At 64.1% G+C, this 23,073-nt stretch carries 18 protein-coding genes; 7 read left to right on the top strand and 11 right to left on the bottom strand.

Features of this window, described 5'->3' with window-relative positions; translation table 11 throughout:
* Nucleotides 1–43 precede the first annotated feature (43 nt).
* Entirely contained in the window at nucleotides 44–370 is a 327-nt protein-coding gene (locus ACIHAO_RS14295) for a hypothetical protein (protein ID WP_396557821.1), read from the bottom strand.
* 108 nt (nucleotides 371–478) lie between these two features.
* Between ACIHAO_RS14295 and msrA the strand changes: the two genes are divergently transcribed.
* Together msrA and ACIHAO_RS14305 are read left to right on the top strand one after the other, a co-directional pair.
* Nucleotides 479–973 (top strand): peptide-methionine (S)-S-oxide reductase MsrA, encoded by a 495-nt coding sequence (msrA, locus tag ACIHAO_RS14300; protein ID WP_396557823.1) that lies wholly within the window; start codon nucleotides 479–481, stop codon nucleotides 971–973.
* Complete coding sequence (locus ACIHAO_RS14305) at nucleotides 952–1,422, top strand: molybdenum cofactor biosysynthesis protein (RefSeq protein WP_396557825.1); 471 nt, start codon at nucleotides 952–954, stop codon at nucleotides 1,420–1,422. The genes msrA and ACIHAO_RS14305 overlap by 22 nt, the downstream gene beginning before the upstream one ends.
* On the opposite strand, the gene ACIHAO_RS14310 is transcribed toward ACIHAO_RS14305, so the two are convergent.
* From ACIHAO_RS14310 to ACIHAO_RS14325, 4 genes are all read right to left on the bottom strand, one after another.
* Entirely contained in the window at nucleotides 1,419–2,651 is a 1,233-nt protein-coding gene (locus ACIHAO_RS14310) for a plasmid pRiA4b ORF-3 family protein (protein ID WP_396557827.1), read from the bottom strand. The genes ACIHAO_RS14305 and ACIHAO_RS14310 overlap by 4 nt on opposite strands.
* 27 nt (nucleotides 2,652–2,678) lie before the next feature.
* Nucleotides 2,679–3,668, bottom strand: coding sequence for an IS481 family transposase (locus ACIHAO_RS14315; protein WP_396557829.1), 990 nt, complete (start codon nucleotides 3,666–3,668; stop codon nucleotides 2,679–2,681).
* 119 nt (nucleotides 3,669–3,787) lie between these two features.
* On the bottom strand, nucleotides 3,788–4,645 hold the full coding sequence (locus ACIHAO_RS14320; protein WP_396557831.1) for a hypothetical protein: 858 nt from the start codon (nucleotides 4,643–4,645) through the stop codon (nucleotides 3,788–3,790).
* On the bottom strand, nucleotides 4,642–5,229 hold the full coding sequence (locus ACIHAO_RS14325; protein ID WP_396557833.1) for a TetR/AcrR family transcriptional regulator: 588 nt from the start codon (nucleotides 5,227–5,229) through the stop codon (nucleotides 4,642–4,644). The genes ACIHAO_RS14320 and ACIHAO_RS14325 overlap by 4 nt, the downstream gene beginning before the upstream one ends.
* Nucleotides 5,230–5,307: 78 nt before the next feature.
* Between ACIHAO_RS14325 and ACIHAO_RS14330 the strand changes: the two genes are divergently transcribed.
* The 5 genes from ACIHAO_RS14330 to ACIHAO_RS14350 all read left to right on the top strand — a co-directional run bounded on the left by ACIHAO_RS14330 (nucleotide 5,308) and on the right by ACIHAO_RS14350 (nucleotide 8,530).
* Nucleotides 5,308–5,694: a cupin gene (locus tag ACIHAO_RS14330; RefSeq protein WP_396557835.1), complete on the top strand. Its 387-nt coding sequence runs from the start codon at nucleotides 5,308–5,310 to the stop codon at nucleotides 5,692–5,694.
* A 152-nt stretch (nucleotides 5,695–5,846) separates the two neighbouring features.
* Nucleotides 5,847–6,536, top strand: a complete 690-nt coding sequence (locus ACIHAO_RS14335; RefSeq protein WP_396557837.1) for a hypothetical protein — start codon at nucleotides 5,847–5,849, stop codon at nucleotides 6,534–6,536.
* Between the two features lie 70 nt (nucleotides 6,537–6,606).
* Nucleotides 6,607–6,903, top strand: coding sequence for a hypothetical protein (locus ACIHAO_RS14340; RefSeq protein WP_396557839.1), 297 nt, complete (start codon nucleotides 6,607–6,609; stop codon nucleotides 6,901–6,903).
* Nucleotides 6,903–8,081: a DUF6973 domain-containing protein gene (locus tag ACIHAO_RS14345; protein WP_396557841.1), complete on the top strand. Its 1,179-nt coding sequence runs from the start codon at nucleotides 6,903–6,905 to the stop codon at nucleotides 8,079–8,081. The genes ACIHAO_RS14340 and ACIHAO_RS14345 overlap by 1 nt, the downstream gene beginning before the upstream one ends.
* Nucleotides 8,082–8,083: 2 nt before the next feature.
* Nucleotides 8,084–8,530, top strand: coding sequence for a hypothetical protein (locus tag ACIHAO_RS14350; RefSeq protein WP_396557843.1), 447 nt, complete (start codon nucleotides 8,084–8,086; stop codon nucleotides 8,528–8,530).
* A gap of 10 nt (nucleotides 8,531–8,540) precedes the next feature.
* Here ACIHAO_RS14350 and ACIHAO_RS14355 read toward each other — a convergent pair whose 3' ends face one another.
* From ACIHAO_RS14355 to drmD, 6 genes are all read right to left on the bottom strand, one after another.
* Complete coding sequence (locus tag ACIHAO_RS14355) at nucleotides 8,541–9,236, bottom strand: hypothetical protein (protein WP_396557845.1); 696 nt, start codon at nucleotides 9,234–9,236, stop codon at nucleotides 8,541–8,543.
* Between the two features lie 263 nt (nucleotides 9,237–9,499).
* Complete coding sequence (gene drmC, locus ACIHAO_RS14360; RefSeq protein WP_396557847.1) at nucleotides 9,500–10,240, bottom strand: DISARM system phospholipase D-like protein DrmC; 741 nt, start codon at nucleotides 10,238–10,240, stop codon at nucleotides 9,500–9,502.
* Nucleotides 10,230–12,242, bottom strand: a complete 2,013-nt coding sequence (gene drmB, locus ACIHAO_RS14365; RefSeq protein ID WP_396557849.1) for a DrmB family protein — start codon at nucleotides 12,240–12,242, stop codon at nucleotides 10,230–10,232. Before drmB ends, drmC begins: the two co-directional genes overlap by 11 nt.
* Nucleotides 12,239–15,931 (bottom strand): DISARM system helicase DrmA, encoded by a 3,693-nt coding sequence (gene drmA / locus ACIHAO_RS14370; RefSeq protein WP_396557851.1) that lies wholly within the window; start codon nucleotides 15,929–15,931, stop codon nucleotides 12,239–12,241. The genes drmB and drmA overlap by 4 nt, the downstream gene beginning before the upstream one ends.
* Complete coding sequence (locus ACIHAO_RS14375) at nucleotides 15,928–19,833, bottom strand: Eco57I restriction-modification methylase domain-containing protein (RefSeq protein ID WP_396557853.1); 3,906 nt, start codon at nucleotides 19,831–19,833, stop codon at nucleotides 15,928–15,930. The genes drmA and ACIHAO_RS14375 overlap by 4 nt, the downstream gene beginning before the upstream one ends.
* Nucleotides 19,830–23,015 carry a DISARM system SNF2-like helicase DrmD gene (gene drmD, locus ACIHAO_RS14380; RefSeq protein ID WP_396557855.1) on the bottom strand — a complete coding sequence of 1,062 codons (3,186 nt, stop codon included), beginning with the start codon at nucleotides 23,013–23,015 and terminating at the stop codon, nucleotides 19,830–19,832. The genes ACIHAO_RS14375 and drmD overlap by 4 nt, the downstream gene beginning before the upstream one ends.
* Between the last annotated feature and the right edge of the window lie 58 nt (nucleotides 23,016–23,073).

Consider the following 23,073-nt stretch of genomic DNA (forward strand, 5'->3'; position numbering starts at 1 on the left):
ACCCAGGCGAGTCCGAACGGACCGTCTTTTTCACGGAGAGTGCTCACGTCGTGAACAGCTCAAGGCGAACCGTGGTCCCGTCGACGGTGACCTTCCGGACCACGCGACGGCCGTCGACGATCCGGTCGTCCTCCGTGACACCAGGCGCGAAGTTCGATGCCTCGAGCAGCTTGGGCACGTCCTCCGCCGGAAGAGTGAGGACGACCTGGTACCTCGAGTCGATACCCCGGTCGTACTTCGTCTCCAGCACCTTCCCGCTCGCCGGCATCGAGATCCCGCCGAACCGGAAGGCGTCCTCAGGTTTCGGGGCATCCGGTGTCGTCGCGCAACCGGCCAGGAGGAGGGCGAGGGCAGCCAGGAGGGTTTTCACCTAGCGTGAGACGCACAGCGGACGTAAGCGTTCCGTCACACCCGGACGGGGATGACAGGCGCGGTCCGGCACGTTGTACTGGATGTCAACGACCAGAGGAGATCAATCGTGACGGAAAAAGCTGTTCTCGCGGGCGGCTGCTTCTGGGGCATGCAGGACCTGTTCCGCCGGCACCCCGGAGTCGTCTCCACCAGGGTCGGCTACACCGGCGGCGACGTGCCGAACGCGACCTACCGCAACCACGGCTCGCACGCCGAAGGCATCGAGATCGTCTTCGACCCGGCGCGGCTCTCGTACCGCCAGATCCTGGAATTCTTCTTCCAGATCCACGACCCGACGACGCGCGACCGCCAGGGCAACGACATCGGCACCAGCTACCGCTCGGCGATCTACTACACCGACGACACGCAGAAGCAGGTCGCCGAACAGACGATCGCCGACGTCGACGCCTCCGGAAAGTGGCCCGGCAAGGTCGTCACCGAGGTCACCCAGGCCGGTGACTTCTGGGAAGCCGAGCCCGAACACCAGGACTACCTGGAGCGCATCCCCAACGGCTACACCTGCCACTACGTGCGGCCGGAATGGCAACTGGGCGAGCGCTGATCGTCGCGCTGCACGTCTCGTCCGTGCACGCCTACGAGGGCCGCCCCTCCTTGGGGGCGCGGCCTGATCCGGTGCCGGTCTCGCGCGACCACGTCGTGGTGCGCGCGGGACTGGGGCTGGTCGGGGACCGGTACTTCAACCACCCCGCGCATCGTTCCGCCGCGGTGACGCTGTTCTCCGCCTCCGTGCCCGGCGACCCCCTGCTGGCCCGGCGGAACATCGTGCTGTCGGGCTTCGACGTGGACGCTCTGCCGCGAGGCGCTGTTGTCACGCTGGACTCCGGCGATGGTCCGGTGCGCTTCGAGGTCCACCGGCCCGCCAACCCCTGCGCCTGGATGGACGTCGTCTACCCTCGCGGGACTTTCGCTGCTTTGCGGGGCCGCGGCGGGAAACGCTGCGTGCCGCTGGACGACGGCGTCTTACGCGTTGGGCCGGTAGAGATCCACTAGGCGAGGCGCTGGTTGACTTCGTCGAGGTCAAAACGCGCGGCGTCGAACTGGCCAGGGTCGTCGAGACCGAGCCAGCCGAGTATGTCCTGGTGTTCCGGGTGTCCGGGCTCGCCGAGGATCTGGATCAACCTCGCGTAACCCCCGGTACCGCCGACGTCCTCCGGCGGGCACGCCGCTTGCCCCGCGATACACCGCGGGTAACGCCCGTCGGACGAGGCGACCGTGGCCTCCTCGATGAGAATCTCGTGGTCCCAGCTGTCGCCGAAGTCGTAGTTGTACTCGAGGCGGCCGCCGGGCTTCACCAGGTCGTCCAGCCGCACTTTCCGCTCGTCGCGGTACTGCAGTTCGGGCTCGGCCTCGCCGTAGTAGGTCTTCCCATCGAGGAAGTAGTGCAGGTGGTAGTTCTCCCAGCCCATCGCGGCCTGGATGACGACGTGCAACCGGTCGAGCGGGATGGCAGCCGGAACCAATACCCGTCGCCACACCGGAAGGCCTTCGATCTCCAGCAAGGTGACCTTCACCTGGTAGATCGGATCGCCTGCTTCCGGCTCGCCCAAGAGCCGTCGCATGCCGAACCGGCCGAGTTCGGTCAGCTCGGCCGATTTGTTCCCGAGGGTCACCGCTCCCAATCGCTGTAGGACCTCGAGCGTCTCCTTGGTGTCGCGGTCATTCGAGCGTCGCAACATCTCGAACTGCAGTTCGGTGAGATCGTCCAAGACCCAAGGCGCGCTGACGACATCCCACACGATCGCGCGCAAGCTCCCGATGCCGACGGCACCGTCGGTGTTGTACAACGCCGCCAACGCGGCGCGGCTGCCGTGCGCGAACTCCGGGCGCAGCAGTGACTCGCCGAATCCCGAGTGCAGGAACGCCTCGCCCAGCTTGTCGAACCCGGTGAACAGCGCGAGCCACAGCTTCTGCGGGTCATCCAGAAGTGCCTGATTCTTCTTCACCTGCACCAGTCGCTGGCCCGTCTTGCGGACCAGCCCCGTCACCTTGGCGCACTCCACGACGAGCATCAGGTTGAGCAGACGCTCGCTCGACCTGGTCCGGTACACGTGGTCGCCGATGCTCTTCTCGAGCACGTCACCGGTCTTCAACAACGGCACCAGTGCTTTGGCGTCAGCCAAGGTGAGACGCCCGGTCTGAGTGAGTTTCCGCCCCGCGCCCACCCATTCGGTGAACGCGCGCACCTGCTCGACCAGTTCGGACTTCACCGCGAGATCCATGCCATCCCTTCCAAGCTTTTCAGGAGTCTAGGTGTAGTGACCCGTGAGGTTGGGGACGCGGCTGGCGGGTGGTTTGCCGTTGAGTGCGGTGTGGCCGCGGTGGTGATTGTAGGTGTGGAGCCAGTCTGGGTAGGCGTCTCGTCGTTCGGTCTCGGAGTGGTAGGGGCGGGCGTAGGCCCATTCCTCGAGGAGGGTGCGGTTGAACCGTTCGACTTTGCCGTTGGTCTGGGGCCGGTAGGGGCGGGTGCGTTTGTGGACGATGTCCGCGTCGCGCAGCGTGTCGCGCCAGAGGCGGGATTTGTAGCAGGCCCCGTTGTCGGTCAGGACCCGTGTGACGGTGATTCCGTTGCTGGTGAAGAAGGTGTGGGCTCGTTGCCAGAACGCGGCCGCGGTTTCTTTCTTCTGGTCGGGCAGGATTTCGCTGTAGGCCAGGCGGGAGTGGTCGTCGACGGCGTTGTGCAGGTAGCTGGACCCGATCCTGGGTTTGCCATCCCGGTAGCGGGCGGTGGTGGTGGCTTTCTTGTGCCGTAGGCCGGTGGCGCGGTCGAGGACCCGGTGCCCGCCGCCGTCGGGGATGTTGCCCAGCTTTTTGATGTCGACGTGGATCAGGTCACCGGGCGCGGGATGTTCGTAGCGGCGGACCGGCTGTGCGGTGGCCCGGTCCAGGTGGGAGAGCCGGGCCAGGCCGTAACGGCGCAGGACCCGGTGCACCGTGGACGGGTTCAGCCCGAGCAGGTAGGCGATCCGGGCCGGCCCCCACCGGCGCAGGACCCGGACCTTGATGATCCGCCGCTCGGTGCGGGCCGGGGTCCGCGACGGGCTGCGGCGCGGACGAGACGAACGATCGACCATCGCGGCTTCGCCGCCCGTGCGGTAGCGGCCGGCCCAGCGTTTCGCCGTGGACACCGCGACCTGGAACCGTTCCGCGGCCCGCCGCAACGGCCATTCATCGTCCACGACACACCGGGCCAGGCGCAGCCTCCCGGCAGGGGTCAACGGTGCGTTAGCGTGAGTCACGAGGGCCTCCAGGAATCCGGGGTAGATGTCGCAATCCACACCGAACCCGGAGGCCCTCCCTCATGCCAAGATCATCCGACTACGTGTCTCCCCGTACCCAACCTCCGTGGTCACTACATCTAGGTTCGCGAATGACCGTTGGCTCGCAACCGCGCGGCGTTGTCGAGAAGGTCGGCAACGGTTCGTCGTGGTGGATCGCTGATGGTCGCGGTTTGCTCGCCACGAAATCGGCGAAGCAGTTCCCTCCGCGCGGCGACGCCGTCCCCTCGAACGACTTGCAGCAGAAGCTCATCCTTGTCGGCGAGCGGCAGATTCGTCATCCAGGCCGCGACCTGGCTGAGGTCATCCGCGAGTAGTGGGCTCGTCTGGGCCGCGCTCGCGAGCAGTTCGTCGTCAAGACGCAGGAAATCGGCAAGCGCCCGTTGCGGTGCGGTGAGTGTGGAGAGACCGGGTGGCACGGGCGGCTCGAGGTCGGCGTCGGCGTCGGGTTCGAAGGCGCATTCGTCTCGCTCCCAGGCGCCATAGCCCGCCAACCAGGCGAGATAGAGGGGCCGGAGATCACCCGCCGCGAGTTCGGCGCGGACTCCGACTGTAGCCGCCAGCCTCGCTTCGGCCTCGTAGTCGAACTCGTCGGGTTCGTCCTCGCTCGTCAGGGAGAGCACGAGGAACTCGTCCGCCGTCCAGGCTGACAAATAGTGGCCGACGCAGTAATCCCTGACCGCGTCGAGGTCCAAGCAGTGGCGTGGCAGGCGGAACATGAGCCTGCGCGTTCCCCAGTCGGCCACATACACGTGCGCGTCGTAGTAGCGCTCCATCAGCTGATCCGGGTCGCCGCTGAAGTCGCCCCAGTGATACTCGTTGACGAAACTGGTGGCGGAGATCCTCGCGCGGGTGGAGAGGGAGCGCACGGCGGCCTGCTGACGTTCGTCCAGCGGCTGGTCGATCGCGAGGAATTCGTAGTACTGGTACTCGCTCATCGCATGCCTCGAGTCAGATACAGGTCACCAAGCCCCGCTTTGATCCGCTCCGCCGTCATACCGTTTCGCCGCTGGTGGACGTACTGCGCCGCGGCGAGCGGCGCCAAGATCGCGTCGGCCCGGAAGTGCGCGTCGGCGCCCGGGTCGATCTCGCCGATCAACGTGACCAGGTGACTGTGGTGCAGCCGGTACGCGCCGGTCACGAACCGCGCCATCGGCGTCTCCGTCTCCGCGACCATGAGCAACTCGCCATGCGTCTCAAGCCTATCGACGTACGCGTCCATAAATGCCCTGAGCCTGTGGGTTGCTGGCGCTCCTGGCCCGAGCGGTGGCGGCCCGCTGATGAACGCCTCCTGGAACTCGCGCTCGTTCTCGTCGAGTAACGCCTGCGCCAACGCGCCCTTGTCCGGGAACCGCCGATACACGGTCCCGATCCCGACGCCCGCCTCTGCCGCGACCTCGTCCAACGCGAGCCCGTCGATCCCTTTGGCCGCCACAAGCCTGGCCGCCGCGCGGACGATCTTCTGCCGGTTGCGAGCCGCGTCCGCCCGCTCTGGAGTCCCGGCTCCTGCGATGGGAAGCACTCAGTGAGCCTAGCCGGTGGACAAGTGGAACTTTCTCCAGTTAACTACGTGGAGAAACTTCCACTTAAGGAGACTTGGATGTCCGTCGAACACTTCACGAGCGATGACGCTTCGACCTGGTTCCAACGCCTCGACCAGCAGATCTTCTTAGCCGACGTCCTCTCGCAAGACAGCGGCGCGGCAATGTCCGTCGGCTTCGCCCGCTACGGGAAGGGCGAGAAGAACCCGTGGAAGATGACCTATGACGAGGCCCTCGTCATCACTTCCGGCACATTCACCGTCGAAGGCCCCTCGGAGTCGGTGACGGCTCGGGCCGGCGAGGTGATCTACCTGCGGGCAGGGACCGAGGTGGTCTACGTGGCCGATGAGGACGCGGAACTGGTCTATGTCACCTATCCGCATTGGCTGACCGCCACGGAGTCGTCCGTTGAAGCTCATCGCCTCAATGACTTCCATGAGGCCTGAGGTTCGAAAAACGTAGTATCACGGGGCCCTGAATGCGAATTCCAGGGGCCTCGTGCTCTCTGGTGTGATTCCTGGCGGAATTGCTATCCTGCCCCGTACTTTGCTCGCGAAGATCGCCGGAGGGGTTCGGAATGGGGCGGAAGAAACCAAACGTGACCGGTCCTCCTCCGTGGACCCAACGCGACGAGGTATTGCGGTATACCTGCTATCTCGCGGCCATGGTCGCGGGCGGGCACGACCTCAGCCAGACTCCGGAAGTGCTCGCCCCCTTTCCGACGGTCAACGCCGATGACGAACGGCTGTGGGCGGTAGGGCAATTCATTCTGTCCGACTTTCGAGCGCTGGGGGACGGGAGCTGGCAAGTCAATACGCCGATGGTCTTCGGTACTGGAGCGGTGGGGCTGGGTTTGGTCGCCGGCTCGCTGATCGGCGGAGCCGTCGCCAAGTCTCGGGCACGCACTGCCGCGCAGGCGGCTGCCATGCCTCGATGGGTGCCGATAGTCCGAGGTTCCCTCTATGCCAGCAGCTACGGCTTCTACATGTACACGCCGCAGGTGCTCAGGTGGCACTGGAGCGCTATCACCGCGGCGAGCATCGTGGCCCCCGCGACTTTGCATTTCACCGGGGAGAGCGTCGACGGCCCCATTTCGCGGCTTTTGCAGTCGGACTATGCGGAACTGTTGTTCGTCACCTGGGCGCTCGACCAGCATCCGCGGCATCCGCAACTGGTGACGGGTGGCTGGTTACCGCAAGGCTGGCTCCAGCACGCTGCTGCTCATGACAGGCAACCTGATGCGGCACCCGGGCTTCTGCCTGCCTTGCCGTCAGCGGTGACGGACTGAATCGCCCCTTCGCTTTTTGCTTGAACCTCCCAAACGAGACAAGTAGCCTCAAATCGAGGGGGAGGGGTAAATGACGGGGTTCGAAGCTGATCCGAAAACCCTGCGTGCCGCAGCCGATCAGGCGAAGCGGGCCGCGGGAATCGTACGCGAGCTGGATCTGGAGCGGGTGGCGGCGCTTTCGAGTGCATTGACCGGCACGGAGTCCGCGAAGACCGCCGCCGAGCTCGGTCCGCACTGGGGGAACGCCACCGGCACCTGGGCCAAGGGGGTCGACTCTTATGCGGACTCGCTGACCACCGCCGCCACCGCATACCGAGCTCGGGACGACGCCGGTGAGCAGGTATTCGGCGGGGCGGGTGGCGGCTGATGGTCACGTGGGCCGATGTCAGGCAGTGGCAGCCGGACGGGATAGGGCAGATCGGTGACCACCTGGCCGCGCAGAACCGTCAGGTGCTCGGTTTGCAGGACGAGATCGACGGCGCCAAGCCTGCCGGCTGGACCGGGGAAGCAGCGGACGCGGCGGTCGAGAATCTTCGAGCCCGATCCCAGGAACTCGAGGATCTCGCCGCGCGGTTGTCCGCGGCCGTGAAGATCATCGATGACACCGAACAGGCCGTGCGTGACTTGGTGCGCGGTATCGAGGCGACAGAGGACTTCGCCGCCAAGAACGGCTTCCGGATCGACAATGGCAAGGTCGTCGAAACCGAAAACGCCAGTGGCTTCCTCTCCAGCGTGCTCTTGCAAGTCGAGGTGGAAAGCATCTTGGCTCGCGCCGGCGCAATCGACACCGAACTGAACTCCGTACTCGAACGTATTCTCGCCGGCGAGATCGGGGACGCGGGCGCGACGACGCTGGCGGCCGCCGCCGCGGCAGGCGAAGACCGCATCGCCGATGAACGGCGACACCGCGATCTCCTGGCGAAATACCAAGTCAAGACGGACGGCACGACTGTCTGGCCGAGCGGCCTGACCGGCTGGATCGCGGAACGGGCGGGTTTCACGAAGGAGAAGATCACTCAGTCCGAAGCCAAGTTGCTCGACGATCTGCAGATGCGAAAGGGATTGCTCGGACTCAAGGAGTTCGCTGACATCCGGCAAGACGCCTTGCACGTCGCCGAGGGCAAGTTCGAGGGCAAAGGCTTGACCGACGGACACGCCGACGCTTTCCGCCATGCCTACTGGAACGCGATGATGACGCAGCGGTACGGAGAGGAATGGGCCCGCGACTTCGCCACGGCGCACGAACGGAACCCCACGAGCCATCACGTCCCAGTGGCCATGGACCTGCACAACAACGAAGTCGGCCGCTCGATCGCTCGCGCCAACCCGGACGCCAGCCCCGAGGAGTTGGCGAACCTGGTCGAACAAGCGGTCAAGGACGGCAAAATGGTGGTCATCGACAAGAACGACACACTGGTATCGTCCAACGAACCGCCTCCCGGCGAGACCCGCGAAACCAAGAACAACCCTTGGCCCACGGACAATCCGGGGCGCAATGACGACCACGACCCCGGCGACCCGTCGGCGACTCCGGACCAATACTGACCATGCGCTTGATAGTGACTCTGCTCGCCCTCCTCGCCCTCGTGGCGGGTTGCGGCCCGGGCACCCCGGGAGTGACAGTGGAATTCGACGAAGGTCTCGAAAAAACGATCACCGAGCTCGCCCGTTCAGGCGGCTCGCGTCCGCTCAAGGAACTGGCGCCCGGCGACTGGACGTCAGTGCAGGTCATCATCGGCCCCGCTTCAGGCGCGCGGATCGAACGCGAACTCGGCAGGCCCGCCGCGGTCGAAGGCGACGGCACCCACAGCGGCGACTACGTCCAGGATGGCAATCTGCTGGTGTTCGACCGTGACGGCGCCACCACTCGGATGGTCAGTCTCGGCACGGTCGCTGCCCTTGGTGAGGGGAAGTACCGTGCCGACGTGGTGCTGCAGTCGCGGGGTGGTGCCATCACGATGACGGACCCGGACGGGCGCCCGGCAGGCGGCTGATCAGAGCGCGTCAGGGTTTCGGAAGCCAAACCGCGACTTCGGACAGTGCATCGAGAACGGTATTGTCGAGGTGGCCGTTCATGATCTCCGCTTCTGCCACAGTCACTACGCGGCCGTCTCGACGGGAGTCGAAGTGGTGTCCGGTGAAGCGGACGTTGGCCAGGTCCAGCGCTGTGCCGGCCAGCGGTTTTATGTCGCCGTTTCCATGAACCCTTTCTACTCGCTCGAAGGCCGTCGCGTCGGCACGGTCGCGAAAGGAGACCCAGGCGACCGAGATCGCCGCGGTGTTGCTGCGGTCATCGCCGATCACCAGCAGAGATCGGACGAGCGACTCGCATGGTATGCGCAGGAAGAATTCCCGGATCTGGTCAGTGGACGCGGCAAGGCATTTGGCATCGCTCTTCAGGTTTTTCTTGATGGAGCGCAAGTCCAGGCGGTTCCACGCCTCGTCCGCTTTGCCCTTCTTGGCGGACTTCTTGCCTTCATTCTTGCGAGTGTTCAGATCGCGTGACAGGGCGCTGTCGACTGCGGAACCGTTACCGGAAGTTCCGCCGCCGGTGCTCATCGCTCCGGTGGTGCCGTCCGCGACCACGAGAACGAATGCGGCCGCCACGACAAGCGTTCCCGCGCCCTTGCCTTCTCCTGGATCCGAACCGCCGCCCGCCCCGCCGATTCGTCGGCCCACTGTTCCAACCTCCGCGACCATGGTGACGTTCCCGGAAAGGAGGCTACGTAAGGTGAAGCCGTCTGGCTGCCGCCGATCGGGCAATCAGTTCCGCTTCAGCGCGGTCGGTGGAGCCCATCTCTGGAGTTTTTGCCAAGGCGCCGACTGGTGCGAACGCAGCAATGGCGGTGTCGATCGCGCCATGATCTCGACAGACATGGCACGACCATCGCAGGTGTTCGGTGTTCGGTGTTCGCTAAAGCAGGACGCCGAATGGTGGATGCAGAAACTGCTGGAATCTGTCTTCAGAGGACAACTCGTTCGTACAAAACATCTTCAGCCCGGAGAAGCTCGCGTTCGACAGCTTCGGTCAGGCTCCGGTTGTCGATGAACACCCCGAACTCGATGTTGCCGTGTTCGGCACTCCATGAGAAATTCGCGCTGGTCACCAGCAGGAAACGGTGATCGACGGCCAGAAACTTCGCGTGGTTGCGAGCCTGGCTTCCGTCAAACGTCTTGGTGCGTAGCACGGTGGCTTTTCGCAGGTGAGCTGCGACTTCCGAGGTGGTCGGGGATCCAGCACGGGAACCCCGATCTGCGGCGACGGTGTCGAGATAGACCCGTACGGATATTTCAGGTCTCTTTGCCGCTTCGCCCAGTGCTGTCCAGAGCCCGGACGTTCGCTGAAAGTTGAATGTCGAACAGGTGACAGACTCGCGTGCGTTGTCCACCAGGTGCGTTACCGAGCTGGTCAATGGGCCGGTTTGCGCCAAGTGTCCAGGCATAGTCCACAGTGGGTCAATGGATGTTGTGAAGGACCGTGCGCCTTCCACCGCGCGCAGCAAGGCGGTGACGTGGCCGCGGACTGCGGGCCATGGCCCGGTCTGGTCGATCAGCTCCCTGATTTGTGGACGCCGACCCGCGGCGACGGCCTGGAGCGCGACCGTCAGCGTGTCGCCATCAAGCAACCGGTCGGCTACGTCTTTGGCTTCGGTACCGGTGAGGAGCCTGCCGAGCGCCCAGGCCGCATTGGCGTCAATCGCCACGTTGGAAGAAGCCCAGCTTGCTCCCCGGCAGATCGAGCAGGAACCGTCGGTCGAGGAATCTGTTGGCCCGCTCGCACGAGGTCTCCGACGCCATCACACAGCAGTGGCAAGCGGCACCGTGCAGGAAGTCTTCGGGGTCTTTCGGTGTTCGCATTGCGCAGACCGGGTCCGAAGAACATCGGGCAGCTCGAGAAAGAGCCGATGAGACGACGCGTTTCAGCCGGTCGGGTTCGCTAAGTTGCACAAGTCCGCCGAGAGTACCGTCGCTGTCCGCCGCCGTAGTGCAGATGAGCATGCCTGCTGCCGCCTCCCGGCCCTCGGCTTGGGGCCAGGCGTAGAGGCGTTCGCTCAGGCTCGCCGCCGAGTACCCGCAGGTCATCGCCAGCTCGCGGATCAATACGTGCGCGAAGGTGTGGATTAGCCAGTAGCGCGGGGGCTTCAATCGGGTATCGGCATCGACGTCTTTTGCTGTTTCGGAGAACCGGCCGCCGAAGTTGCGCTTGTGCGCCTCACGGTGAGCCCGCCACAAAGGATCGGTGAGGACTCGTCCTTCCCATGCGGCGACCTTGTCCTCTTCGAGCTGGATAAAGATGCCTTCGCCGCGATCTTCCGTAGCTACAGTCCAGGCGGGCCGGGGCGATCGAGCGAGCGGGGCCAGCCGTTGTGGCAGGTCGCCGACCCGGTCCATGTCGTCGATGCGGGTGTAGCCGACCAGCGCGTTGACCTTACGAAGTCGCTCCACAGCCAGCACTCGGGAGATCTCCGGGCGCAGATCGGCGTGTCGGTTCCGCTTGGAGAGGGTCAGCCCGCTGACCGGGTCCCCGACGTGGTCCCATTGTGGGTCCTTCAGGAGGTAACGCCATTCCGGCACGAGCAGGCTTACCGGGTCCCAGTCACGGAGGAAGGCTTGCTGGTCCTCCACAGAAGCTGGCGGCTCCGCCGCAGCGTCGACCGCGCTGGCCAGCTCGGTGTCGGACAACGCCTCGACGTGTACCTTGTCGTCGAGTAGATCCTTGAGCATGTCGAGGTTGTTGCGATACTTGGCCAGCTTGTCGCCGAGCGCGACTCGGATCTGGTTGACTAGCTCGCCAGCTGTCTCTTCGGCGGATTCGGGCATCACGATGATCGACTGCGTGGCCGGGAACCACAGGTTCGATGCGCCAACGAGCATGAGCCGAGTGTCGATGCCGCAGCGCTCAAACGCGTCCAGGTGTGGGTGCCGGCCACGGCACTTCGGAAGCTTTGCTTTTCCCGCTTCACCTTGCGCCTCGTTCATCGGCCGTCGCAACCCGCATGAGGAGCATCCGATCGTCGCGGTTGCGCCTTTCCCGGCTGTCCGGTCGATCATTTTCAACGCGGGGATCTGCGCCTCGGCGCAGGGTTTCCCGTGGTGGACCCACAGTTCGTAGGGAAACTCGTCGAGGTGCCCGTTGACGCATGCAAGCAGGTACCGGGCGGGGACCGCGGTGCGTCGAGTCGCTTTGCGGGTCTTGTCGCCACTACGACCGGTGCACTTTCCATGTTCGAAGCAAGCAAGGTCGGTGCGGAAGGGATGAGTGTTGTGGTAGTCGAATTGCGAAAGGCTGCCGAGCATGTCGCACCCCGTGCAGCGCAGCCACTGCGGGAACACCCGCGCAGGTACGCCGAGGTCGTTGCCCTCGCTGGACATGCTGATCTTCTTTGCTTGCCAGGGATGAGGGCGAAGCTGTACGTCGCGGGAATTCAGCATCTTGCCGACGACCTCACGCAGCCTCGGCGCCCGAATTTGCGGGGGAGTGCCGTCGCGTCGATTCCAGATGCGTTCCCAGTCGTCCAGCCCGGTGGGCATGACCGTGAACTGGGGAAGGTCCATAATGGCGCCCGGGCCGTAGGTGTAAAGCAGCGAAGAAGGACGCCCCGAGCCGACCTTGGCGCGGTTGCGCTTTCTGCCTTTCTCCTCCTCGGCGTCCGCATCACCCAGCGGATCGACGACGTTGGTGTCGTCGTGGACGAAACGGGTCACGAAGTCTCCTCAGGCAGTTCCCACTTCGGAGCGCCGGGCGGCGCGATGTAAACCAAGTTCTCTTTGATGGGGCTGACCAGCAGGTTGATCTCCGGCTGGACTTCGCGCATCGAGTTGGCTACGACGAAAGGCGCACTGTCCCTGCTGTCGGCCAGCGATCGGGCGTTCTCCGCGCTGATCATGAGCGGCCGGTGGAGCCCGTCATCGGTGACCCGTTCGTACACCAGCGACAATCTTTGGTCCGCCAGGTGCTTATGCCGCTTGCTCCACTGGTCCAGCCGATTGGACAGGCGTTGTCGTGCCCGGTCGGCCGCTTCCTCATCCGACGACGCGCGCCGCACCCGGCGGACCAGCGCGTCGATTAGTTCGACCGTGAAGTCGCGTTCCGCTTCGATCCGATTTGCCCCGTCTTCGGGGGAAAGTCCCTGCGCCTGTGCGGCTTGGAGAACACGCGCGGCGCTGACCAGTACGCCGTCCAATCCGCGCTCCATCGACGTCACCGAGAACGGGGTCACCGATAGGGCCTCGACCTGCGCATAAAACGTCTCGTGGTAGTGGCGGAACTGCTCGAAATGGGCCAGGTCGCGAGGACGGGCCCAGTTGCCGAGTGACACAACCAGGCCGGGACGGTCCGCGTCACGGCCGACCCGGGAGGACGCCTGGATGTACTCGGCGGTGTTCTTCGGCTGACCGACGACCAGCATTAACCCGAGCCGGGTGACGTCGACGCCGACCTGGAGCATCGAGGTGGCGAGCACGGCGTCGTACGGGCTCACTTCCCGGGACGGTACTGGCTTCTTCGCTTGGCGCAACGCGTGATGTGTTCGTTTTGCGGCGGTCGAGTCGAAGTCCGGGTCGAACGGCACCGCCATCTGGTCCAGCGTTGCGGTGATGTCCGCGCTGGCCACGCGCGAGGTGAGTTCGGCGACGTGCAGGGCACCGAAGTTCGTGCCGGTCCGGCGAGGCAGCAGGGACCAGGGCCGTCGTTTGGCGAGCGCAGTCTGGATGTCATCGCCCATGTACCTGGCCATGCCGGCCAGCTCGCGGGTTGCGCTGAAATAGCCGACGAGGGAGAGATATGGGTCGGCGGCCGCACCGCTGCGGTCCAGCAGTAGCTGCCCGGCCGCCATCAGGACTTCGGCGACCCGAATCTCCGCGGTGGTGAGGCGGACTCCGGTCGTGCTCAACCCGACGTAGCAACGGCCAGGGAACTCTTCGGAGACCGGTGCCTCCTTGGCAAAGAAGGTCTTGCCCGCATCGAGTACCTGTGGCGGGAAGATGGTCACGTAGCGGCCGTACAGAGCTTTCACCTGATCTGACGCGTTCCGTGCTGTCGCTGTGGACGCGACAACCAGCGGCCGGACGGGCCTGCCATCCGACGTCTGCCACGCGGTCATCACATCGATTGCGACCTCGAACAGTCCCACCGTTGTGCCCAGTGCGCCCGTGATGAGGTGCAGCTCGTCCTGGATGATCAGGTCCGGCGGGCGGAGTCGGCCGGTCGGGCGAACTGCGGCAGCAGGTAGGAGACCGTCCTTTGTGGCTGGATGCTTGCTGCCGTCCTTGATATCGCAATGCTTGTAGTCGGGGTGCACGAAACCGTGGCGCTCGCAGCGCCTGGACACGTAACCGAACAACGAAGCTGCTTCGCCTTCACGCGCCAGACGGGCGAACTTGTCGACCGTGGCGATGACGAACGCGGGGGCAAGTCGGTAGATCTCTTCGTCGACGGTCAGCACCGGTAAACCCTCGCCCGCCGCGCCGCCTTGAGCGAACGGGCATCCCGCCAGGTCATCTCCGCAATATACGTAGACCCGTCGCTTCCCGGGTTCGGGCCGGACATCCCGAGCGCTGATCTTGCTTCCGCACCACGGGCAGCGTTGGATTTGCAACACGGTCAGCCGGTAGCCGCTGCCCGCGTTGACCTTCTTGAGCTGAGCGTCGGCCTCGTCGAATCGCTTCGGGCTCACGTCGGTCCCAACCCAAAGGCCGATCCGGAACGGCTCGGTGCCCCACGTGGCTTGATCCTTGATCCGTGCCACTTCGGCCGCGCACATCAACGCGGTCGCCCGCTGGAACTGCTGCGCGGTGAGCAGTCGCAGCGTGTAGCGCATCAGCACCGCCACGCCCGAGCTGCCGTCCAGCGGACCGTCCGAAGTGGACACGATGCCCTGACGGCGCCGAACAGCGAAGGTGTATGCGGCAAGACCGAGGTACGCCTCCGTTTTACCGCCGCCGGTGGGGAAGAACAGCAGTTGTGCCTTGGCGAGATCGCCGGATCGCTGGGCAGCGGCGGGATCGGTCAGCAACGGCAGTTGCATCAGGATGAATGCGAGCTGGAACGTCCTCCAGGAGTGGGCCTCCACTCCCTTGTCTTCGAGGATCGTCGAGCGGGCCTGGTCGATGCTCAGCTTCGGGTTCGCCGTGCGTAGTTCCGCCACCTGCGACTGGATGCGCTGGTCGGCCATCACCTGGTTCATGAATCGGAAACAGCGCAACGCTTCGTCGTCGGTGAGCAGGTGCTCAAGCCCAGCGGCGAGTTGTTGCTGAACCTTGCGAGCTTCCTCGACCGCGTCCTCGCCCTCGCGGCGCAGATGCTCGGGCAGCGTCTCAGCTTCCTGCTGCTGGAGGTCTAACCAGGACGTGTACTTCGCGACGATGGGCGTCAAGCCGGCCCGGAGCTGCTTCGGGCTCGCGGTGTGCAGAACGGTCATGTCGAGCAGCGCATCGCTGATTTCCTCGGCCGTGGTCTGCGGCGTCTGGGACGTGGGTAGCCAGGTTGTGCGGATCTCGCTGGCTCGACGCGCGCCGTCAGCGACAGTCCAGTCCACTGAACAGGTGCGTCCGTGGGCGAACTCCAGCCGGTCTCGATACTGGAGTTGTAACCGCCGCAGCTCGTCGTCCGCTTGCGGCCGGGTGTCCTCACGCACATCGGTGACCGGGAGGAATACCGCTTCGCCACCGGCCTTGATGACCAGCTTCGTTTGATAGAGCCAGGCATTGACGGGGATCTTGCGTGGTGTCTCACGATCGTTGCATAGGGCGACTTCGATCAGGCGGCAGCCGCGTTCAGGGTCGTCCTGCCGATCGATCCGGAGGACGACCTGGTCCTTGAGCTGGATCGTTGTGGTTTCCCCGGATACGAGTTCGTCGACGGTGACGGTCTTGACGATCTCGATCGGAGTGCGCTGGTAGCGCCGGATCCGTGGTGCGTCCTCGCTCTTCTGCTTGACCGGCTCGTACAGCCCCCAGGATGTCGTCACAGTGAACTCGGCCAGATCGGCGGGGACCTGGCAGCGCAGTCCCATCGACGCGGGGATCATCAGCCCGCGCTTCTGCGGCTCGTCCTCGACGTTGTCGTCGTCGGCGCCCGCACCGCTCTCGTCGACGGCAGTGACCGGTACGCCGCGGCTTTCCTTGGCGTCGATGGCATCCCCAATGTCGGTCGCGGCCTCGTCGTCGTTGACGCCCGTCGGATCGATCTTGTCGGACTTAAGCTTCGCCGGTGCGATCCGGCCGATGAGGTAGGCCGAATCCGGCACGCCGTCCAAGATTTCGTTGCGGCCGTTGGCCGGGCCGAGCAGCTCCCGCTCGAGGATGTCGACGAGGTTCTCCCTCGCCGTCCAGGACCGTCCGTCCGGCTCGTGCGTCAGGCGGTACTCCGGCTGTTTGTCGTGGGGACTCGTCATTCTTCATCCTCTTCGGGCTCGGCCTGTGGCGCTTCACCTTGAGCCGCGGCCCGGCGGTGGTTTTCCTCGAGGAGGCGATGCAAGATTTCGTTGCGCGATGTCAAATCCACGGTAAAACGGGTAAGATTATTACGTTCACGAAAGTCGTATGTCGGCTCAATGTCTTCCCAGCCAAATAGGGAGAGAGTCGTGGAATCTAATTCAACAAACAACTCTCGAAGCTTATTGATGTCGGAGCTGTGATTTCTAGCGTCGTTGAAAGCATTCATTGTAGGACGGAGCCCTCGAAGCCTTCGGCATTGATTCTCGAGCTCTGCCTCGAATTGTTCAACTGGGTCAGTATTGAAACCCTTGGTCATCCAAGGAAATGTATTAGAGAGTCTGCGGGGAGCGTAGCTCGGATCGTCTCGTGTCGTGGCGCCGTAGCTGAGTGCCCAATGGTAGTGAAGGCTCGATGCTACCTGTGCATAAATGGACCAATCGGCGGTCGGAAATACGATAACGCCCATATCTACTCTTGTGTGCGCCGGAATCCAGCGCGGCATCAGCAGGTTACTGGTTCGTGGAATGCCAATTGCGCGTTCCAAACCTTGAAGTTCCTTGTATAGCGCGTCTGCCGAGCGTTCAAAGTCCCACCATTGCATGGTTGATGCTTTTGTTGTGGGCTTCTCGCGCCAGGGTCGCTGATTCGTTTCAAGGTGTAGCCAAAGGGCGCCCGATTCGCGAGCTTCGCTTTCAGGTAGGCCATCGATATCGATCAGATACTCTTCAGGGCTTGTTGGATCGCCTGTTGAAAGATCGGCCGCTCGAATGTAGGGAAACAATTTTGAAGCCAGATTAGGCTGTCCCTTTATCCATTCTTGTGCGCGATGGGCGGGAATGCGGAAACCGTCACCGTTGGGGTAGGTTCCAACGTAGGCGCGCACAGGAAGATGTCCCGCTGGCTGCATCGGATCGCCGATGACTACTTTACTTTCGGTGGCTACACTTTTCTTGGTTACCCAGATCTTGGCCACTGATACAGAGGCGCCCCGTGGCCCCCAGTCGAAGGTGTCGGATAAGCGAACGAGAGTTGCCTCGCTTGAAAGCACCTGATCAAGTCCAACAGTCTTGGTGTGCGACTGCATAATAGACTTGGTAACGACAATCCCAATTACTCCATTGTTGGAAATTAGGGAGGCTTGTCGCAGCAGAAAATAGGCGGCAAGGTCAGCGTCTCCCGAGACGCCCATGGCAAGAGTGTTTTGAAGAAAGTTGCGATAGTTCTTTCCGTATGCAGTTGTGATCTTCTTGCTGTGAAGGAATGCAGGGTTGCCCACTACTGCGTCAAATCCTCCGCGTTCCATGACGTCCGGCACCGCTAGCACCCAATGCAATGGCCGCCAACGCTCATAGTCCGTTTCGGCAGTCGGTGTGAGCCCTGCATCGAGGATGCCATCCAGCATGGTTCGGTCCGACTTGCTGTGTGCCAACCCGAGTGCAACGCTGAGATCGACGTACTCGGCATTCAGCTTCTTTCCCGGTTTCCCGCCGTGCCTGAGTCCTGCGGCGACCACCGCATCGCCGACCTCTGTCAGTTCCGCGATCAACGTGCGGTACTCACGCCACTGTCGGCGCTTTGTCGTCGCCGATCGTTGCGGGTCGGTGTTGTCTACTTCGGTGGCGAGCCTGCGACGCAAGGCAACAGCTTTATGCAGTGTGCCGTCGACGTCTGGTTGGAACAGGGGCGGTTGTGATACGGCACCAGGGTTGATGTGCTGGTACTTGAGCTGTCGTTCATCGGTGAGCCCAAGTAGCGAGTTGCCGTGCAGGATCTTGTCGTCTACGAAAGAGAACGGCAGCTTCGGGTCGAGTGACACCAGCCACAGCGACAGCTTGCACATCTCCACCGCCATGCCGTTGATATCTGCCCCGTAAAGACAGCTGGCCACGACCTCTCGGATGGCATGTGTTATCTGTTCGTGCGGCGTGCCGATGGCTTCACCCTGACGCTGCCGTGCCTCGACGAGCCGTTCCGCGAGGTAGCGGGCGGCTGCGACGAGGAATGCGCCCGATCCGCAGGCGATGTCGGCGACTTTCAGCTCCAGAATCCGGTCCGAAGACACCGGCACCCATCCGTCGACCTGCTGATACGGCCCCGGGTCGAAGACGAGAGGTTCCAGCGCATGGAGGACGACCTCTTCTGCGAGGGAACGCGGTGTGTAGTGCGCGCCTGCCCACGCACGCGATGGCGTCTCGATGACGATCACACCGCCGGGCACGACAACCAGCGGGCGGTTGCGCAGGTCGCGGCGAATGATTCCGACGAACGGGCGCAAACGGTCGCGCAGGTCGACGTCAGCCGTGACCGCGCGTAGCGCGCGTTCGGCGTCCTCGACTTCGTCATTGGCGCGGATGGCTTGCATAAGAGCTGTCTTGCTCGGCGGCGTTGCAGCGGGCTGATTCTCTTTAGACCATGCCAGAATCCCGTCAGCACGAGCAGGGTCTGTCGGCTTGGCGCTGAAGAGTTCTTCGAGAGTGGCGAGCGGGATCTCCGGCTCTTCGCCTGCCTTGCCGATCAGTCCGACCGTCACCTCATCGACCTCTATGCAGGTGTAGCCGAGCAGACCCTCGTAGATGTAGCCGATCTGCTCGACATCGACGTCCCGGAACGAGATCCGACGCGCCGGCTGTCCAGGCAGCTTCGCGACCTGTACAGCCTTCAGGACTTCGAGCATTGCCCGGTCGCTGACAGTTATCGCCAGCGTGGCACGTTCACCGCGCGCCGTAAGGAACGGGAAGCGGGCGGGGTCGAACAGCGAACCACCGTACGAAGGCAACCGCAGGTCTTCGAATGATGCGCCCTGGTAGAGGGCTTGCGATGTCGCCAACAGCCGGTGCCAGGTTAGATGTGTACTGTCGAGAGCCTCGCTGCCCTCTTCCTGCGCCCGGGCTTCCAGGGCGTCCAGCTCGTCGGTGATCCCGTAGCCCATAGCGAACAGCCTGCTTTGAGGAAGCAGGCCGCGCTCCTCGGCGAACAGTAGGAACACCACTCGCATCATGACAGTGACGGCGGCTTCGTAGACATCCGACCGCTTGGCGGGCAACGGGTCCGTGACCGTGGTCAGGGCTGCTTCGGAGAGAGCCTGCACCAGCAGTTCGACGGCTCGCCGAACCTGCGTGCCCAGTGCTTCGGTGATCTCCTCAGCGGCGGCGACCGACTCCTTGAACAGTTCTGTCAGGCGGTCCTCGGGTTTGCCGCCGACGAGGCCGCGGCGTTGGAGCAGCTCGATGAACGCGTTGCGGGTCTGCGGCTCCTCGATCCACGTCTGTGCGTCGACGATGCCAGAGGCCACCATGGTCTGCTCGCGGGCACTGACGATTGCCCACCAGCGCCCGTCGGTGACCACCCCGACCGGGACTTTGCCAGCTCGGAGAAGCTCTTCCATGCGATCAATCGCGCTAGCGGCCCAGCCGTCGTCGATCGGGTCGCGCAGCGAATCGACCGGATCGACGACGAGTACGAGTGCGCCGGTCGTGTCACTGTGTACGAGTGCGCCTGTCGGCCTGATCGTGACTGCGTGGTTGGGAGAGCGGACTTCGTGCCCGGCCGCCGCCGTCGTGTAGAGATGGCCCCAGCCGACCACGTCATGCAGAACGACGTCCACCCAGGCGTCTCGTGCCTCGCGGTAGAACTCGGTCGCGGCCTGATCGTCCCTCCGTCGATCCCAGTTTTCCCAGGCTTTTTCGAAGGCGGGCTTCGCGTCCTTCAGTGCCGCGAGCGCATCCGCGTCGGGTTGCGGCATACCCTGTGGCCACACGCGCTTGAGCGTCGGCACCGCCAGGAACGGCCCGTCGGCGTCGACTAGCTCTAGCCAGCCACGGTGCAGATCGTTGGCCGACGGCACGAATTTCCGGCTCATGCGCCCACACTCCCGGCTTCGGCGTCGGCAGGGGTCAGCGCGAACACCACGGCCGCGGCGGATACGTGGGGCTTGATGTCGCGGTAGCGCTCGTCGATCGCGGTGATCTCTCGCTGTTCCTCGTCGTCGAGGCCAGCCAGCCGGTCTTCCATGGTTCGCAGATCACGGCGCCGTTGGGCCTGCTGATCGTCGGTGAACAGCTGTTCCTCCTGCTCTTGGATATCGCGCGTGAGACGGTCGCGGGACTCGCGTAAGTTGACCCGGAACGCGTCGAAGATCTCCCGTGCCCTGACGATGTCGGTGTCCCGCCTCGTCTCCAGCGCCTCGGTGACCTTGTCCTGGCGAGACTCGGCCTTGCGTGCCATGGCGGTCAGCAGCCGGGCCCGTAGCCGGGAGTCTTCCGCGTTCCAGTCTGCCGCGAGCGAAGCGCGCACGTCCCTTCCCGCCAACACGAGGTTCTCGGCGTCGAGGGCTTCGTCGAGGACCTGTTCGACCTTCGCCTCCGCCATTGCCTGGCCACGCACGCGGATACCGGTGAGGAACACCTCCTCGTGGAGCCGCACCCCGCCACGACCGACCAAGACCAGGCGGGACACTGCCGCGACACAGGACTGCGGCAGGTCGTCGACGATGACCGCGGTCACGCGATTGACCGGCGCGTCCACACTGAACAACGCACTACGCAATACCCGCGTCGACCTTTGCATGAGGGCGTGGCCGAGGTGGACATGCACCAGGCCGCTAATGCCGGTGGCCCGGTCGTCGAACGTGATCGGCCGCAGGACGCCTGGATCTAGCCTGGTGTCCAGGCCCCGGAGTGCGGGTTGCCAGGCTGAGCCGAGACCCGGCACGGCGAACACCTGGGCGTCGGTGTCCTCATGGCCTACTTCCGTCAATGGTGGCTGTGCGGTCAGCGTCAACGCCGCGTCGACAACCCGCCGGGCGTTGCCGGACGTCAGATGCATCTCAATTTTGCGCTCGCCGTAAGTGTTCGACAGTTCGGTGAGCCTGCGATTGAGCTCCATGCCGCCGGCAAGTGCACGAGTGATGATCGCGTTGCCATCATCGGGTGCGGACGGCTTGGTCTTGCGCACGCTGGCCTTGGGGCTGAAGTGATTTTGCACGGTGACGTCGATGACTTGGTTCACCGAGCCTAGATCATGGGCGACGTTGCCGACCTTCTCCGCAATGCGGCGCATGAAGTCCATGTCGGCGGCGTAGGTAGTGGACGTCGAGACTGGGGCGAAGTGGTAGATCTCCGGCGTTTCCAGCTGGCCGTATCGGTCGATGCGGCCGATACGCTGCTCGAGTCGAGAGGGGTTGAATGGAATGTCGAAGTTGACCAGCCGATGGCAATATGTCTGTAGGTCGATTCCTTCGCCTGCGGAGTCCGTGGCCAGTAATATCCGCACCGGATACTTGGCAGGATCCTCTGTGAACTGCGCACGGATCTTTTCGCGTTCCTCAGTCGGCGTCGACCCCTGGATCGTGGCCAGCACGTCCTGGTATCCGCGCTGCAGGAGAACCCGCTCGATCCAGTCCAACGTGGCCGAGTATTCGGTGAACACCACAACTCGCTCGTTGTTCCAGCGTTTGCCGTCCGGGCGGCAAATCGCGTCGAGGAACTTGATCAGCGCGGTGAGGCGAGTGTCCGGTCGGTTCTGGTAGCCGCTACCCCAGTCGATCAGCGCTTTGATCTCTCGATCTGTGCCTGCGCGGAGAGGATTGGAGCCCTTGCTCTGCCTCAGCGCTGTGAACTCGGGGTGTTCAGCGTCGCCTTCCTCTTCGTCGGACTGGCCGCTGCCCAGGACCTCCTCGTAGTAGTCGCCCTCGTCGTCCAGCTCGAGCTGTCGACCCGTGGCGGCCGCCTGTTCGTACAGATCCAGCGTGCGTGCGAATGACCACGGGCTGGACAAGAAGCGCTTCTTCAGCAGCATCGCTACGATGTCACCCGAGCTACGTTTGCCGTTCGCGCGGGCATTGTCGGTGAGAATGCGGTCCAACGTGCTGAACTGGCGCTGCTCGTCGTCGTTCGGCTCGAACGTGAGCACTTTGAGCTTGCGGACCTTGAAGTCCTTGTCGGTGAGTTCGACCTTGAGCCGACGGACCGCGATGTCCCGTAGCGCCCCCTCGTCGAGGTTCGCACCCCGCGTGAACCGGCGTCCGTCGATCATCTCCAGCAACGCGGTGAACGACTCGGGGTAACCATTGTGCGGCGTCGCGCTGAGGAAGAGCCGGTGTTCGCACTTCTCCGCCAGCGCTTTGGTGGCGGTCGTACGCTGGCTGTCCACCGCGTAGCCACGCCGTCCCGGCGCGGTCGTCGGGCTCGCAGGTGCGACGTGGTGAGCCTCGTCGACAACCAGGATGTCGAAGGCGAACCGGCGGGCCGTCGCCGTGTCGCGGACGTCGGCGAAGACGTCCCGCAGCAGGCGCTGTGCCCGCAGCGTCGGCAACCAGGCCATGCTGACGATCACCCGGGGAAACAATCGGAAGGGGTTCGCGTTGAGCCCGTGGCTGCGGCGGACCCTGGCCAGCAGGTCACTGTTGACGATGGCGAAGTCGAGTCCGAACTTCTCCCGCATCTCGTCCTGCCACTTCAGCGCCAGGCTCGGCGGGCATACGATCACTACATTTCGCGCACGGTGGCGTAGCAGCAGTTCTTGGACGACCAGACCGGCCTCGATGGTCTTGCCGAGGCCCACGTCGTCCGCCAGCAGCAGGTTCGTCCGCGAGGATTGAAGTGCGCGACGCAACGGCTCGAGCTGGTAGGCCTCAACGTTGGCACCGCTGCGGAACGGCGCCTGGAAAGAGTTGGAGTATGCCGACGTAACGGCGCCCCAGCGCACGGCGTCGACGAAGGCGGCGAGCGTGTTGGGGTCGTCGAAAGTGTCCGCGCCGATGCGTTCCGGCAGCCCTTGATCGGGTGCGACCGTGTGCCCGACCTCCAACTCCCAAACGACGGCGAGTTCCTGGCCGAGGCGATCTTCTTCGAGGGATTGGAGGTCGACGACGTGGGTGAGACCAGCGATGCCTTCGTCCGCTGGGCTACGCGGCAGGCCCTGTCGGCGCACGTCGGCGACAGCCCAATTGGAGCCGCGGACGTTGACCACTTGCCCCGGCTCTGGCACCGGCGGCATTCCCTTGGTGCCTGTGCCCGGCCCGTACTCCGCCGCGATAGTCACCTGCGTGTGTCCCCTCGTTGCTTGCCGATGAGTATCATTCTCCGGACTTGCGATTTTC

Origin of the sequence: Amycolatopsis sp. NPDC052450, assembly GCF_044547565.1 — a bacterium.
GTDB lineage: Bacteria > Actinomycetota > Actinomycetes > Mycobacteriales > Pseudonocardiaceae > Amycolatopsis.

Excerpts from the sequence above, each read along its gene's own strand:
- ACIHAO_RS14305 (WP_396557825.1), top strand. The coding sequence starts at position 952 with ATGGCAACTGGGCGAGCGCTGATCGTCGCGCTGCACGTCTCGTCCGTG.
- ACIHAO_RS14310 (WP_396557827.1), bottom strand. The coding sequence starts at position 2,651 with ATGGATCTCGCGGTGAAGTCCGAACTGGTCGAGCAGGTGCGCGCGTTC.
- ACIHAO_RS14320 (WP_396557831.1), bottom strand. The coding sequence starts at position 4,645 with ATGAGCGAGTACCAGTACTACGAATTCCTCGCGATCGACCAGCCGCTG.
- ACIHAO_RS14330 (WP_396557835.1), top strand. The coding sequence starts at position 5,308 with ATGTCCGTCGAACACTTCACGAGCGATGACGCTTCGACCTGGTTCCAA.
- ACIHAO_RS14340 (WP_396557839.1), top strand. The coding sequence starts at position 6,607 with ATGACGGGGTTCGAAGCTGATCCGAAAACCCTGCGTGCCGCAGCCGAT.
- ACIHAO_RS14345 (WP_396557841.1), top strand. The coding sequence starts at position 6,903 with ATGGTCACGTGGGCCGATGTCAGGCAGTGGCAGCCGGACGGGATAGGG.
- ACIHAO_RS14350 (WP_396557843.1), top strand. The coding sequence starts at position 8,084 with ATGCGCTTGATAGTGACTCTGCTCGCCCTCCTCGCCCTCGTGGCGGGT.
- ACIHAO_RS14355 (WP_396557845.1), bottom strand. The coding sequence starts at position 9,236 with ATGGTCGCGGAGGTTGGAACAGTGGGCCGACGAATCGGCGGGGCGGGC.
- drmA (WP_396557851.1), bottom strand. The coding sequence starts at position 15,931 with ATGACGAGTCCCCACGACAAACAGCCGGAGTACCGCCTGACGCACGAG.
- ACIHAO_RS14375 (WP_396557853.1), bottom strand. The coding sequence starts at position 19,833 with ATGAGCCGGAAATTCGTGCCGTCGGCCAACGATCTGCACCGTGGCTGG.